The organism is Salmonella sp. SJTUF15570 (genome assembly GCF_043357055.1).
In the GTDB taxonomy this organism is placed as follows: Bacteria; Pseudomonadota; Gammaproteobacteria; order Enterobacterales; family Enterobacteriaceae; genus Salmonella; species Salmonella enterica.
In genome coordinates, this window is record NZ_JBEUKJ010000004.1 from 218,161 (window position 1) to 232,118 (window position 13,958).

Here is a 13,958-nt window from a genome sequence, read left to right on the forward strand (position 1 = left end):
ACTTGCTTATGCAAGAAGCACTTGAAAATTCGTTACACCAGGAAATCTGATGTGAGATTTACCTTATCTGCAATTTTTTTGCATGACAAGTAAATATTTTTTACATGAATGATTAAGCGCGCTAATAGTTCGGTAGCAAAAGTGTGACAACGCATGTGCTGCCTGGAAGCGACGGGATCGGTTCCAGTTAGCGTTCGACTTCTTTCGGGTGTGCTTTAGGACTTTTCCTGGAAATAAGCCCGCCGTTGCAACGGAAAATGAGGAAAAAATGCTCTCAATCCATGACCCCTTGCTGATTTTTACCGATCTGGACGGCACATTGCTGAACAGCCACACGTTTGAGTGGCAGCCCGCGGCTCCCTGGCTTACACGCCTGCATGAAAGCGGCGTGCCCGTGATCCTCTGTAGCAGTAAAACCGCGGCTGAAATGCTCCAGCTCCAGACGACGTTAAATCTACAGGGACTGCCGCTGATTGCGGAAAACGGCGCGGTGATCCAACTGGACGTTCACTGGGAAGACCATCCCAACTATCCCCGCCTGATAGCCGGTATTTCTCACAACGAAATCCGCCTCGTCCTGCATAAGTTGCGTGAAAAGGAACAGTTTAAGTTCACCACGTTTGATGACGTTGACGATCAGGTGATAAGCGAATGGACGGGCCTAAACCGGGCCCAGTCTGCCCTAACCCGTCTGCATGAAGCGTCGGTGTCGCTGATCTGGCGCGATAGCGATGAACGCATGACGCAGTTTGTCGCCCGTTTAAATGACCTGGGACTGCAATTTGTCCATGGCGCCCGTTTCTGGCATGTGCTGGACGCCTCCGCCGGTAAAGATCAGGCTGCCAACTGGCTGATTGAAGCATATCGTCGGCAGTGGCGCGCGCGTCCTCTGACGTTGGGGCTAGGAGACGGCCCCAATGATGCGCCTTTACTGGATGTGATGGATTATGCGGTTGTCGTTAAAGGGCTAAACCGGGAGGGCGTACATTTGCGTAACGACGATCCTCAGCGCGTCTACCGTAGCCAGAACGAAGGGCCGGATGGCTGGCGCGAAGGAATGGACTATTTCTTTTCCCGCTCCTGAGTCGCGTCGCTGGCGCAAATACGGTTACGTCCGGACTGTTTGGCGTAATAAAGCCGTTTGTCGGCCAGCGACTGCAACTGCTCAAAATCATAGTCGCCGTATTCCTCCGCGCTACTGATCCCCATTGACGCGCTGATACGAAGCGTCGTGCTTTTCGTCACCAGAATCTCTTTGTCATTAATGCGCTGGCGTATGCGTTCGGCAATCTGCAGCGCCTGCGCTTTCGTCGCGCCAGGCAGCACGATACAAAACTCTTCGCCCCCTACCCGTCCGGCGATGTCGTGCGCCCGAATGGTGCTGCCAATGAGCCCAGCGGCATGGGACAACACGCGATCGCCTGCCTGATGACCAAAGCGATCGTTAACGCTTTTAAAATAATCTAAGTCCAGCTGTATCACAGAAAATGGCTGGCGGGCTTCCCGGTAACGCTTTGCCAGCCTGGACGCTTTTTCAAACAGCGCGCCACGGTTATACAGCCGGGTCAGCGGATCGTGCCATGCCTGCCATTGCAGCGAATTTTGCAGAACAAACATGTTTTTGACCATATGTCGAATAACGCCCCAGGAGATCAACAGCATCGCCGTAAAAAGCACCCATAACAGCGTCAGCGCGATACTAATACTGCCAAAATTCCCTTGTATGCCTTCACGTAATGTATGCACGCGCAGCAGGACGCCATCAAAATGATCCAGCCGCTCCCAGCTGACATAATGCGTTCCTAAACGCAGCCCGCCCAGGGTATCTTTTTCTATTTCACGCGCCAGTAAGGCGCGCTCACGGTCATTTAACGTATTCGCGGTTTGTTGTTCCGGCGCGGAGTCCGTCAACAAACGGAGATGGTTATCGTATAGCTGATATTCCCCTTCAATATCCTTTTCGGCCGCATCGCGCAGGAACCGCTGTAATGACGCGACGGGAATATCCATTGCCAGTACGCCATACCAGTAATTATCGTGATCCAGCGGTAGACTGGCTGTCACTTTTTTCTGCTCGTCAGCAACATAGGGCTGTGCGGAGGTAAACCACCGCACGCCGCGCTGTGGGTTACGCCGTTGGCTTTGCTCGATAAACCAGGGCTGGGTCACGTACTGATAGTAACGGGAGACAATATCGCTACCGTACGCCGTAGGGAGAGTTGAGAGGTAAAACCCTGAGCGAGAAACATACATCGTCTCCAGCGTCAGCATGGCGGATGAGCGCGCCAGACGCGCCAGATACCCTAACTCCAGCGTGGCGGTTAATTCATTTGCCAGGTCACGACTCTCCCGCGAAAGAAGCGTCGTCCGGGCGACAAATTGATCGGAAACGCCATATAACGGCAATGTCCGCCGCTTATCCAACTCCAGTTGCCAGAAATGTCTGACGCGTCGTTGCTCAAACTGCGTCACCGCGCTTTGCAATGCGGAAAAAGCCAGCGGCGCCACCAGCGCTTCATGCATACCGTTGCGTAAAAAGATCAACCTGTCCATGTTGAATTGCAGTTGGCGGTCAAGGACATTCGCGACGCTCCCCAGATGATTGCGCTGACTGGCGACATACGCGTCTTTCAGTATCATCACTTCCCGCCAGGTAAGTAGCGTCGAGAACAGCATCACGATCAGAAAACAGGTGTTGACGACATGACCGGGACCAAAACGCCGCGCCAGCTTTTTAAACCAGCCTTGATTGTCTAACAGTGTTTCGTGCGGCACCCTGGTAACTCCTGGTTATTGATACAACTCCCCCTGATGGCTTATGGTAGCCAGACCTCATCAAGGGATACCACTCAATCCTGGCATAACCAGGTAGCAGCATGTCGCAGCGCGACGACTCTTTTTCTCCACAGCAAAACGCCCGGCATTAACCGGGCGTTTTGTCATCGGGCTTCGTCCCGCCCGCGCCTTTCCTTGCCTGGCACGAGCTCATTCTCATGGAATGCCTCCCGCTTTACGCCAAAACCATCATACCAGCGACACTCTACCATTCCGCTGGAATAACCGGTGACGATCATCCGGGGCCCACCCTCTTTCACGGTAACTTCCTCACTGACAGAAAAGACCATACCTGCCTCCTGTATCAGATGAAACGTTTTCACCTTAGACGAGGATGGACAATTTTGCATAATTCATTGTAGAAAATCAGTGCGAAACACCGCGAATTTTCGCCACACCTTTCACCAGCGCCACCACAATGGCGCCGATAATAAAGCCGAGCACCAGATTCAGCCCCGCAGGGATCGTATGCGCCATGAAAGCCCCCTGCTGCTGCGCAAAATGTTCAATGGCATGGTGTAGCGGCGCAATACCGTGTACGACAATCCCGCCGCCGACCAGAAACATCGCCAGCGTACCGACAATGGATAATGCTTTCATTAACCAGGGCGCGATAATCAGTAATCCTTTACCGACGCCCTGCGCCAACACGCTACGCTTTTCCGCCAGCCAGTACCCCATATCATCCAGTTTGACAATAATACCCACCAGGCCATACACGCCAATAGTCACAACCAACGCAATCCCCGCCAGCACCAACACCTGATTAAGCAGCGGCGCCTGCGCGACAATCCCCAGGGTAATGGCCACAATTTCAGCGGACAGAATGAAATCGGTACGGACCGCCCCTTTTACTTTATCTTTTTCAAAGGCCAAAGGATCTTGCGCAGCCAGCGCCTCAAGACGTTTTTGCCGCTCCGCCGGGTCTTCTTTGTGTTTTCGCGCCTCAAAGGTATGCAGGACTTTTTCTACCCCCTCAAAGCAGAGAAACGCGCCGCCTAACATTAATAAAGGCGTGATGGCCCACGGGATAAATGCGCTTATCAGCAGCGCCAACGGCACCAGAATAACCTTGTTGATTAATGATCCTTTCGCCACGCTCCATACCACTGGCAGCTCGCGATTAGCGCGAACGCCGGTCACCTGCTGCGCATTGAGCGACAGGTCGTCCCCCAGTACGCCCGCGGTTTTTTTCGCGGCCAATTTGCCCATTACCGAAATATCGTCCAGCAGCGTGGCGATATCGTCGAGTAATGTCAGTAAGCTACTTCCTGCCAAAATGATTTCCTCGGTCTTTTCTTCTAAGACGTTAAGTATGTAGCAAAACGCGCAATGCCGAAACCGGCGGCGCGGGTCAACGCCTTTTTATTCCAAAAGGACAATTATAATGCTCGCCAGCATAATAATTTTGACGTTTACTATATTCACCCTTTTTATTTCACCGTGAGTGATTATGCGTTTCCGGCAGTTATTACCTCTTTTTGGCGCGCTTTTTGCCTTGTACATCATTTGGGGGTCTACCTATTTTGTTATCCGCATAGGCGTTGAAAGCTGGCCGCCGCTGATGATGGCAGGCGTACGTTTTCTCTCGGCGGGGATGTTGCTCATGGCGTTTTTGCTGCTGCGCGGCGAAAAACTTCCGCCGCTGCGCCAGACCATCAACGCCGCGCTGATTGGTCTACTGCTGCTGGCGGTGGGTAACGGCCTGGTGACGGTGGCGGAGCATCAAAACGTGCCATCGGGCATTGCTGCCGTCGTGGTCGCCACTGTCCCGTTATTTACGCTGTGCTTTAGCTACTTTTTTGGTATTAAAACGCGCAAATTAGAATGGGTGGGGATTGCCATTGGACTTGCCGGGATTATTCTGCTGAACAGTGGCGGCAACTTAAGCGGCAATCCGTGGGGCGCGATTTTGATCCTGATAGGTTCGATGAGCTGGGCATTTGGTTCCGTTTACGGCTCGCGCATCGCCCTCCCTGTGGGCATGATGGCGGGTGCGATTGAAATGCTGGCGGCGGGCGTGGTATTGCTTTGCGCGGCGTTTCTTTCCGGCGAAAAGCTCGCCACGCTGCCTGGTTTATCGGGGCTTATGGCCGTCGGCTACCTGGCGTTGTTCGGTTCTATTATCGCCATTAATGCCTATATGTACCTGATTCGCAACGTCAGTCCGGCGCTGGCGACCAGCTACGCCTATGTGAATCCGGTTGTCGCCGTGTTGCTTGGCACTGGCCTGGGCGGCGAGAGGTTATCGCCCGTTGAATGGGCCGCGCTGGGTGTGATTGTGTTTGCCGTAGTGCTGGTGACTCTGGGTAAGTACCTGTTTCCTGTCAAGGCGGTGGTCACGCCGTGTAAAACGGAAGATTCACGCCAGTAGATGAATCCCCTGGGTGTCGATCTGCGCGCTGGCGCCGCCGCCGCAGATCCACTCTTCCAGGCGCTCCGCCAACGCCGCGTCGCTCAATTTCGCTCGCCCGCGCAAGGCGCACTCCCAGACGATCAGTACCCGCCAGCCAAGCGCCTGTAAACGCTGAATATCGCGCTCATCGCGCTCAACGTTCTTACCGATTTTTTCCAGCCAGAAAGCCGTTCGCGTGGCCGGCACTTTGAACAGATAACAGTGGTGATGATGCCAAAAGCAGCCGTGAGTAAAAATCACACAATCATAATCATTCACCACAAAGTCCGGCTTGCCCGGTAATGTCGCGTCCTGAGTATGAAACGTAATCCCCTGTGCACTTAACAGGCCAGCAAGACGTTTTTCAATAGCCGTATCGCGGGTCGCTATCGCGCGCATATTTTTACTGCGCGTGGCTTTATCGTGAACGTCCGCCATCTGCCGTCTCTCTCTGACGCAGCGTCACCGCCTGGTGAATTTTGGGTTCCAGCAGCTTTGCTACCGCAGCAAATACCGGCACCACCACGGAGTTGCCAAACTGGCGATAGGCCTGCGTATCCGAGACAGGTATCCTGAACTGGTACGTTTGCGGCGCCTCAAATCCCATTAAACGCGCGCACTCTCTCGGCGTGAGTCGGCGGGGACGATGTTGTTGGTTGCCAGCATCGTCGAAATTCACTTCGCCTTTCGCCATATCCCAACCACGATCGATCAGAATTTCGGCACCATCTTTGTAGTAGCGAGCAGATAACGTGCGCGCCACACTTTCCGGATTGTCAGGATAAACCATGCCATAGCCAAAACCGTTTCCCCGCGCCTGGTGCTTTTTCGCGTAGCGATATAAATATTTCCACAGCACCGGCGTCAGGATATATTTGGCTTCGACGACGGGCTCCAGCAGTTCTGCCAGCGTCGGACGGCGCGGTGGATAACAACGGGCGATATTGCGTAACGTAAAATCGGTTTTCAGGTTTAAATCGCGACGGAATCCCACCAACACAATACGTTCCCGATGCTGAGGAAGAAAGTGCTGCCCGTCGATAATTTTCGGATCGTCCGGGCCATTGTCAGCGGCATCCGCCACGTCATATCCCAGTTCATCGAGCGTTTGCATAATAATGCGGAAGGTGTTGCCCTGGTCGTGACTTTTAAGGTTTTTCACGTTTTCCAGCACAAACAGCGCGGGGCGGCGGGCGTCGATAATTCTTACGACATCAAAAAATAATGTCCCCTGAGTCTCGCAGGCAAAGCCGTGGGCGCGGCCCAGCGCATTTTTCTTGGAAACGCCCGCCAGAGAAAATGGCTGACAGGGAAAGCCCGCCAGCAGGACATCATGTTGCGGAATATGCTGGCGAATGTGTTCCGCCGCCTCATCATCGCTGACCCCTTCCCGGTGGCTCAACGTGATATCGCGGATATCTTCATTAAAGCGATGTTGCAGCGGATCGCAAAAATAGTTCGCTTTATATGTCCGTACCGCGTGCTTATTCCATTCGCTGGTAAACACGCACTGTCCGCCTATCGCTTCAAATCCGCGGCGAATGCCGCCGATGCCCGCGAAGAGATCGATAAAACGAAAGGCGTAATGTGGATGATGCGATGGCGGCGTCGGCAACTCTGTTTTAAGACAGGTGAGTTCATTGTCGCTCAAACGATGCCATGCCGCGTTCATTATTACGCGCTTTAAGATGGCCGGGCTCCAGTGCTGCTCGCCCAGGCCGTTAAGGTGCGCCACCAGCGTTTTAACATCATAGATTTCCAGCAATTGACTCAGCATCGCCTGGATCTCGCTTCCGGCGTCGTCGGCGATGAGGTTCCGGGCGTGTGTTACTGAAATATTTTCCTGCATACATTTAACCGGCCAAAAATAATTGCCGACAGACTAACATAAAATGACGCGGTTTACGTTTCAGCGGCAGGGGTTACTGATGCGTAGCAAACATCTGGATGACCGCCTCATCCCGTGTTTCATAGTCGCCTTTCAGCTCAGCGCTCAGTTTCGCCATGTACGACACCAGAAAATCCGCATTACGCTGCGCCAGGTACTTGCCCCGTTCGGTCTGCATCGTCAGCGGCAGTTTCAGCAGTTTGGTTTGAAAATGGTCGAGCGCGAATTGCTTATCGTTAAGAGGCCGTCTGTCGGCAAAGGGATCGTCGGCATCAAACAGCGCGACGCCCAGCGCGCCGGAGACCGCGAAGACCCGCGCCAGACCAATGGCGCCCAACGCCTCCAGCCTGTCTGCATCCTGCACGATTTTTGCCTCTGGCGTGGTAGGCGCAATTTTTGCGCTGAAGCTATGCGCTTCGATAGCATGACAAATGCCCGCCAGTTTTTCTGCCGGAAAGTCAGGAAAATCCCGCAGAAAAATACGCCGGGTTTCTGCCGCCGCCAGAATGGAAGAACGATGCCGCTGCGGATGATTTTTCGCCAGGCTGACGATGTCATGGAAATAACATGCCGATAGCACCACCAGCCAGTCGACAGGACTGTTTTCCCCGAGCGTTTGCGCGGTTGCCCAAACACGACGAAAATGGAAGATGTCATGGGCGGCATCCTGTTCCTGGTGGTGGTGACGTAGCCAGTCTTCAAACTGCGATTGCCAGTATCCTGAGTCCATACGCCCTCTCTTTATAGCAGACCATTTTTATTACATGCCTGAGCACAGGGTTCGCTATCCTGACATATCCGCCACCACTTTACATCCTTGCGTGCTTGCGCGTTTCTGGCTGAGTGTCGGCGGGATACCCCCTGTTTTTGCGAGGCCGGGTGTACCAGGCAATACTCCCCAGAATAAGCCAGACGACGCCCAGCGAAAGCGCGTTAAGCCATTTTTCCGTTGCGCTGCCAGGAGTGCTGATTGGGCCGAGAACCGGCTCGGTTTGTATGGCGGACATCAGCCACACGCAACGCGCCATCGCCCAGATAAAGTAGCCGCAAAAGGTATAAAAAACCCATAACGCTAATTTACCGCCCATGCTACGGGTGGCGTTCTCCTCCCTGGTACTCAAACTTTACTCCGCTTTTGTGATGTAAGTCATATGACATTAATTACATTATAATGTGACATTAGTCACATTTCGACCATGGAATACCTTATCCACCAGTTCTGATTATTCATTCCACAAATAGTTTATTCTCAGTTAATGTTGCATCTGGCGCTGAACCTGCTGTTAAATAAGGGAATGGTGATTGAATCGCACTCTGATGCAGAATAACCCATAACCAGAACAACTTATTTTTACGCACCGCGATAGCGTTTTATTTTATTAGCATTAAGTGTCAGAATGATTCGGTTATTAGCCTTTTATCATTTATTTTATCATTACCCACATTACCGGCATTTATGCCGGTTTTTTTTTATGCTTTTTCATAATCAAAGCTTCAAATACATATAAAAAACAAATTATATTCACACCAGCAACCATCAAATCAAAACACATAACTCATTGATAAAAAATGATAATTATAGAATATATATTCTTGGTTATTTATATGACCAGTATTATAAAAAACCAAACGGAAACAAATTGAAATATTTTAAATAGCTTTGTTACATGTTATTTTTTAAATTCCATGAACTTCATAGAATAGTATCAATTTGTAGTTTTGTTGAAGTGGCTACATATTCATATAAATTATTATCATAAGGGAATACATAATGAACAGAAAAGTTCTGGCACTGCTTGTCCCGGCGTTATTAGTGGCAGGCGCAGCAAATGCGGCTGAAGTTTATAATAAAAATGGCAACAAACTCGACCTGTACGGCAAAGTTGATGGTCTGCGTTACTTCTCTGACAATGCAGGCGACGACGGCGACCAGTCCTACGCCCGTATTGGCTTTAAAGGCGAAACGCAGATCAACGATATGCTGACCGGCTATGGTCAGTGGGAATACAACATTAAGGTAAACGCCACCGAAGGAGAAGGTTCAGGTGCAAACTCCTGGACTCGTCTGGGCTTTGCCGGTCTGAAATTCGGCGAGTACGGCTCTTTCGATTATGGCCGTAACTATGGTGTTATCTACGACATTGAAGCCTGGACCGATGCGCTGCCGGAATTCGGCGGTGATACTTATACCCAGACCGATGTCTATATGCTGGGCAGAACCAACGGCGTTGCCACCTACCGTAATACCGACTTCTTCGGTCTGGTGGAAGGCCTGAACTTCGCGTTGCAGTACCAGGGTAATAATGAAAACGGCGGTGCTGGTGAAGGTACAGGTAACGGCGGCAGCCGCAAACTGGCCCGTGAAAACGGCGACGGTTTCGGTATGTCTGCCTCCTATGACTTTGACTTCGGGTTAAGCCTGGGTGCGGCCTACTCTTCCTCTGACCGTACGGACAATCAGGTTGCTCGTGGTTATGGCGACGGCATGAATGAGCGCAACAACTATGCTGGTGGTGAAACCGCTGAAGCCTGGACAGTAGGTGCCAAATATGACGCCTACAATGTTTACCTGGCGGCGATGTACGCTGAAACCCGCAACATGACCTATTATGGCGGCGGTAATGGCGAAGATAATGGCGGTATTGCTAACAAAACCCAGAACTTTGAAGTGGTTGCGCAGTATCAGTTCGATTTCGGTCTGCGTCCGTCCATCGCCTACTTGCAGTCTAAGGGCAAAGATTTAGGCGGTCAGGAAGTCCATCGTGGCAACTGGCGTTACACCAACAAAGATCTGGTTAAATATGTTGACGTCGGTATGACTTACTACTTCAACAAAAATATGTCCACCTACGTTGATTATAAAATCAACCTGCTGGACGAAGATGATGACTTCTACGCAAGCAACGGTATTGCAACCGATGATATCGTAGGTGTTGGTCTGGTCTACCAGTTCTAAGACGCTTTATGTTATTCAAGCCCGTGCTTAGCGCGGGCTTGTTATTATAGGGCAAGAATTAAATAACGGATAACGGCGCAAAGACAGGTGACCTGGCTTCATCGGATAGATGAAGACAACGTCGCTCTTTTCAGGCGCTGTCTGCAAGAGAAATAACACCTTTGGGGAAAGGTAAATGCCACTATAGATGATGGATGTCAGCGTCTATAGATGATAATCATCCGGGCATAAAAAAGCTCCGGTACGGAGCTAATATGAATTATTTTCTAAAATCTGGCGGAACCTGTCCTGAGCGAATGTATAATCCAACATTATCAAAAGTAATCATGGTTGACTTACAAAAAATACATTTCGCGCCAAATGGGTTTTGCTCAGTAACATCGAATGTCGATGTTCTGTATTGTGAACCATGGCAACATGGACACCGGAAGTGAATTTTATTAGTAATATCAGTTGCCTTAAAGCGCCACAACGTTGACCGCTGATGGACCTTTTGGTCCCTGCTCTACTGAAAACTCCACTTCCTGATTTTCATTCAGAGTGCGGAATTCATTACTTTGAATGGCGGAAAAATGCACAAACACATCTTTGCTGCCATCTTTAGGCGTAATGAAACCAAAGCCCTTTTCAGGGTTAAACCATTTTACTAAACCAGTGATTTTCGTCGTCATAATATTGTTACCTTTTGAATGAGCCCTTGGGCGAAATGGCCTGAAGAAAATTATCAGAGAGAAAAAAACCTAAAGGAGATCTCAAGAGGAACAAATGATGAGAAATATTACAATCACTACTTCAGATAAGTTTGTATCAAACCGCACAACCATTAACGCATGGTTAACTGCACATAGCAAGCTTTAGTTTTGTTAAAAAAATATTAATTGTTTTTTAGTATTATCACGCTGATTGCCATACTCTTTTTATCCATGCCCATCGCTACGGCTGAAACCTGGCGTAAATAAGTGACGTCTCATAACGCCTACCTGGCAATAAACGCGCCACATTTCCTGATGTCGTAAACCAGGATACATGCGCCTCATCGTGAGAGGTTCCTGTGATCTTGTGTGACCAGTTTATAAGGGTGGTCAAGCAGAGAATTAGTGTGTTCATTATGTTTACAGGCAAGCCATAATAACCGCGACAGCGGCGTTGAAATCTGTGTTGATGGCTTAGTCTGAGAGGAATAAAACCGACTGATGAATGACTCAAGATGCTACATTTTTACAACGAAACAGGTGTAAATAGACCCGTTTTAGTTCCAGGCATTTTTTGAGATCCCGGCCAAATGATTGTGTTGCCGATATTCCTCCGGCGTCATATTGTTCAGTGATTCATGAGGGCGTTCACAGTTATATTCTGACACCCATCTTTCCGTGATCTCCCGCACTTCATTCAGCGTTCTGAACAGATAAAAATCGAGTATTTCTGTACGGTATGTTCGGTTAAAGCGCTCAATAAAAGCGTTCTGCGTCGGCTTACCCGGCTGAATAAATTCCAGTTTTACTGCATGTTGCTCTGCCCATTCAGCCAGTGCAAGTGAGATAAATTCCGGACCATTATCCATGCGTAGCATAACCGGATAGCCGCGATTTGCCGCGATCCTGTCGAGTACACGGACCACGCGCAAAGCTGGCAGATTCAGATCGATTTCAATCGACAATGCCTCACGGTTAAAGTCATCAACGACATTGAACGTGCAAAAACGACGGCCACAGACCAGAGCATCATGCATAAAATCGACAGACCAGCTCTGGTTCAGCGCTTCCGGTGTGGCCAGTGGCGAGGGATTACGCACCGGCAACCGTTGTTTGCCTTTACGGCGAAAATTCAGCTTCAGCAGACAATAAATACGATGGATCCTTTTGTGATTCCACGGGTATCCCTGCCGCCGCAGAACCTGGAAAAGTTTTGGAAAACCGTACCGTGGGTATCGCTCTGCCACTGCCTGCAACGCGACAATAACGGGTTCGTCACGCGTGGTATCCGGACGGTAATGGTAAACCGTTCTGCTCAGGTTCAGACTCCAGCAGGCCTGACGGATACTGAGTCCAAATGTCGTTATCAGATGAGTGACCAGCTCACGCTTAAAGGCTGGTTTTAAAGCTTTTTTCGATAACGTCTTTCAGCGCCCGGTTCTCAAGGCTCAGGTCGGCAAACATCTGTTTGAGACGCCGATTCTCGTCCTCAAGATCCTTGATCTTTTTAATATCAGAAGCCTCCATGCCGCCGTATCTGGACTTCCAGTTGTACCAGGTGGCTTCAAATATACCGGCCTCCCGGCAGACATCTTTAACGATTCGTCCGGCTTCAACCGATTTAATTACGGCAATGATCTGATGCTCAGTAAAACGGGCTTTATGCATAGCGATCTCCTTTGTTGGCAGATTGATTATGCCGGAGGATCTCTAAATGTGAATGGCACGATTATGCGGGATACTTACACCAGCGTCGACACCAGCCTCCATAGCGTCATAGCGGTATGGCTTTCTACATCCGTCTCAAAGGCTATATCCGGGAAGACCCAGGCTTGAGCGTTATTGACTACGTATTCGGTAAGCGTGTGTAAATCACCTCCAATCCGTTAAATCCACAGCATTCCGCCTTAATGGCAGGATGCTGTTTTTGTCCGGAAACGGAGACAAAAAACCCGTTCCAGCAATGAGTTACGTCTGTTACGTTTCATATATGGGAGATGGCGGATGCCGGAAACTTCGGCGGTAGTGTGTCTGAAACGCCTGCCCTCCCCACTGCCACGAACGGCCGTGATTCCTTTTTCGCCAATGAATCCAGGATAAGGTTATGTCACAAAACGGCCTGCGTTTTACGCTGGATGTGGACGGATTAACGCCGACGGCAACCGCTGTCGTCGGCTTCCCCTCTAGTGGTATCAACAGTTCAACAGGTGCAAGCTGGAATCAGAATGAAAGACTAAAAACACCAGATGAAGCACCTAATGATAGCATTAAATCAGGCCATATTTGAGAAAAGATGAATGTTAAACTGGTATTATGCCGGGGCAAAGGGCTTAGAATCCAGGGGGAAATATTATGCGAGATCAAGACTTTAGTTACTTCATTGAGAAATTTGGAGAAGCTACATCTTATAGCGCTGTTCCAGAGAAAAGTATGACAAAATGGAAAGGAATTCTTCCGGATAAACTTCTTTCTTACTGGAAAACAGAGGGATGGGGAACGTATAAAAATGGATTGTTTAGTCTTGTCAATCCTGATGAGTATGAAGATGTACTGGATATATGGCTAGAAGATACTCCATTTAAAGAAATGGACGCATACCATGTCATAGCCAGGAGTGCCTTTGGCGAATTATATGTTTTTGGTGAGTCTACCGGAAGAAATATTACGATTCAGCCTTTATTTAATCAAATAATTTTTTCCGAAAATGGTTTTATGGTAAAAACAACAGATGAATTAAATAGTGAAATTGAATCTTTTCTTGCATTTTCAAGTGTTGAAGAGTTTGATTTATTTGATTGTAATGATAATTACATTTTTGACCGGGCAGTTAAACAACTAGGCGTATTAGCTGATAATGAAATGTTTAGTTTGGAACCTGCATACATTTTTGGCGGAGAAATAAAAATTGAAAATTTGAGTAAAGTGGACTGTCAAATACATTTGATGATTCTGAGAGAGTTATCTTCCCCTAATATTATAGGCTTCTAAAGGAGGGATTTATCAATTCTGGAAATGGCTTGAAATAGATGATGGACGCCCTTCCTAAAGTAGTCAGTGCCATACTTTTACTGACTGCATTAGCTTTGTTGAATAAATCGGATTTCAGTGGATTTTGGGTTGCCTGATACCCCATATCCTTTTGTAACGATTAGGTGGGGACATAGAAATTCAATTTGCTCCTCTTGTGTCCCC

The 13,958-nt window shown here is 49.4% G+C and carries 15 protein-coding genes; 5 read left to right on the plus strand and 10 right to left on the minus strand.

Annotation, left to right across the window (positions count from 1 at the left end; translation table 11 throughout):
- Positions 1 to 268: 268 nt before the first annotated feature.
- Complete coding sequence (locus tag ABVN44_RS09865) at positions 269 to 1,084, plus strand: mannosyl-3-phosphoglycerate phosphatase-related protein (RefSeq protein ID WP_023232061.1); 816 nt, start codon at positions 269 to 271, stop codon at positions 1,082 to 1,084.
- On the opposite strand, the gene dgcQ is transcribed toward ABVN44_RS09865, so the two are convergent.
- From dgcQ to ABVN44_RS09880, 3 genes are all read right to left on the minus strand, one after another.
- Positions 1,063 to 2,775, minus strand: coding sequence for a cellulose biosynthesis regulator diguanylate cyclase DgcQ (gene dgcQ / locus ABVN44_RS09870; protein ID WP_001119828.1), 1,713 nt, complete (start codon positions 2,773 to 2,775; stop codon positions 1,063 to 1,065). The genes ABVN44_RS09865 and dgcQ overlap by 22 nt on opposite strands.
- A 164-nt stretch (positions 2,776 to 2,939) precedes the next feature.
- Positions 2,940 to 3,125 carry a YodC family protein gene (locus ABVN44_RS09875; protein WP_001521741.1) on the minus strand — a complete coding sequence of 62 codons (186 nt, stop codon included), beginning with the start codon at positions 3,123 to 3,125 and terminating at the stop codon, positions 2,940 to 2,942.
- Positions 3,126 to 3,201: 76 nt separating this feature from the next.
- Positions 3,202 to 4,119: a DUF808 domain-containing protein gene (locus ABVN44_RS09880; protein WP_085920526.1), complete on the minus strand. Its 918-nt coding sequence runs from the start codon at positions 4,117 to 4,119 to the stop codon at positions 3,202 to 3,204.
- A 169-nt stretch (positions 4,120 to 4,288) separates the two neighbouring features.
- Here ABVN44_RS09880 and yedA point away from each other — a divergent pair, with 169 nt between their 5' ends.
- Entirely contained in the window at positions 4,289 to 5,209 is a 921-nt protein-coding gene (yedA, locus tag ABVN44_RS09885) for a drug/metabolite exporter YedA (protein WP_023232060.1), read from the plus strand.
- On the opposite strand, the gene ABVN44_RS09890 is transcribed toward yedA, so the two are convergent.
- From ABVN44_RS09890 to drpB, 4 genes are all read right to left on the minus strand, one after another.
- Positions 5,198 to 5,668 (minus strand): very short patch repair endonuclease, encoded by a 471-nt coding sequence (locus ABVN44_RS09890; protein ID WP_000785978.1) that lies wholly within the window; start codon positions 5,666 to 5,668, stop codon positions 5,198 to 5,200. The genes yedA and ABVN44_RS09890 overlap by 12 nt on opposite strands.
- Positions 5,649 to 7,079, minus strand: a complete 1,431-nt coding sequence (locus tag ABVN44_RS09895; protein ID WP_023232059.1) for a DNA cytosine methyltransferase — start codon at positions 7,077 to 7,079, stop codon at positions 5,649 to 5,651. Before ABVN44_RS09895 ends, ABVN44_RS09890 begins: the two co-directional genes overlap by 20 nt.
- Before the next feature lie 73 nt (positions 7,080 to 7,152).
- On the minus strand, positions 7,153 to 7,848 hold the full coding sequence (locus ABVN44_RS09900; protein ID WP_000377042.1) for a phosphohydrolase: 696 nt from the start codon (positions 7,846 to 7,848) through the stop codon (positions 7,153 to 7,155).
- Positions 7,849 to 7,927: 79 nt separating this feature from the next.
- Positions 7,928 to 8,239 carry a cell division protein DrpB gene (drpB, locus tag ABVN44_RS09905; protein ID WP_000107443.1) on the minus strand — a complete coding sequence of 104 codons (312 nt, stop codon included), beginning with the start codon at positions 8,237 to 8,239 and terminating at the stop codon, positions 7,928 to 7,930.
- Positions 8,240 to 8,889: 650 nt separating this feature from the next.
- On the opposite strand from drpB, the gene ompS1 reads away from it, so the two are divergent.
- Entirely contained in the window at positions 8,890 to 10,074 is a 1,185-nt protein-coding gene (ompS1, locus tag ABVN44_RS09910; protein WP_017441838.1) for a porin OmpS1, read from the plus strand.
- Between the two features lie 259 nt (positions 10,075 to 10,333).
- Here the strand turns inward: ompS1 and ABVN44_RS09915 are convergent, their stop codons facing one another.
- From ABVN44_RS09915 to ABVN44_RS09925, 3 genes are all read right to left on the minus strand, one after another.
- The gene (locus ABVN44_RS09915) at positions 10,334 to 10,522 is read right to left on the minus strand and encodes a hypothetical protein (protein ID WP_024131109.1); all 189 of its coding nucleotides are present in this window, start codon (positions 10,520 to 10,522) and stop codon (positions 10,334 to 10,336) included.
- Between the two features lie 10 nt (positions 10,523 to 10,532).
- The gene (locus ABVN44_RS09920) at positions 10,533 to 10,745 is read right to left on the minus strand and encodes a cold shock domain-containing protein (RefSeq protein ID WP_000208509.1); all 213 of its coding nucleotides are present in this window, start codon (positions 10,743 to 10,745) and stop codon (positions 10,533 to 10,535) included.
- A gap of 578 nt (positions 10,746 to 11,323) precedes the next feature.
- Positions 11,324 to 12,434, minus strand: a protein-coding gene (locus tag ABVN44_RS09925; RefSeq protein ID WP_094204703.1) for an IS3 family transposase whose coding sequence is annotated in 2 segments (ribosomal slippage) — positions 11,324 to 12,182 and positions 12,181 to 12,434 — 1,113 coding nt in all. Because the reading frame shifts where the segments join, the coding sequence is not laid out codon by codon here.
- A 436-nt stretch (positions 12,435 to 12,870) separates the two neighbouring features.
- On the opposite strand from ABVN44_RS09925, the gene ABVN44_RS09930 reads away from it, so the two are divergent.
- The gene (locus ABVN44_RS09930; protein ID WP_023232608.1) at positions 12,871 to 13,053 is read left to right on the plus strand and encodes a hypothetical protein; all 183 of its coding nucleotides are present in this window, start codon (positions 12,871 to 12,873) and stop codon (positions 13,051 to 13,053) included.
- A gap of 65 nt (positions 13,054 to 13,118) precedes the next feature.
- Positions 13,119 to 13,754: a GAD-like domain-containing protein gene (locus ABVN44_RS09935; protein ID WP_023232607.1), complete on the plus strand. Its 636-nt coding sequence runs from the start codon at positions 13,119 to 13,121 to the stop codon at positions 13,752 to 13,754.
- The last annotated feature ends 204 nt before the right edge of the window (positions 13,755 to 13,958 follow it).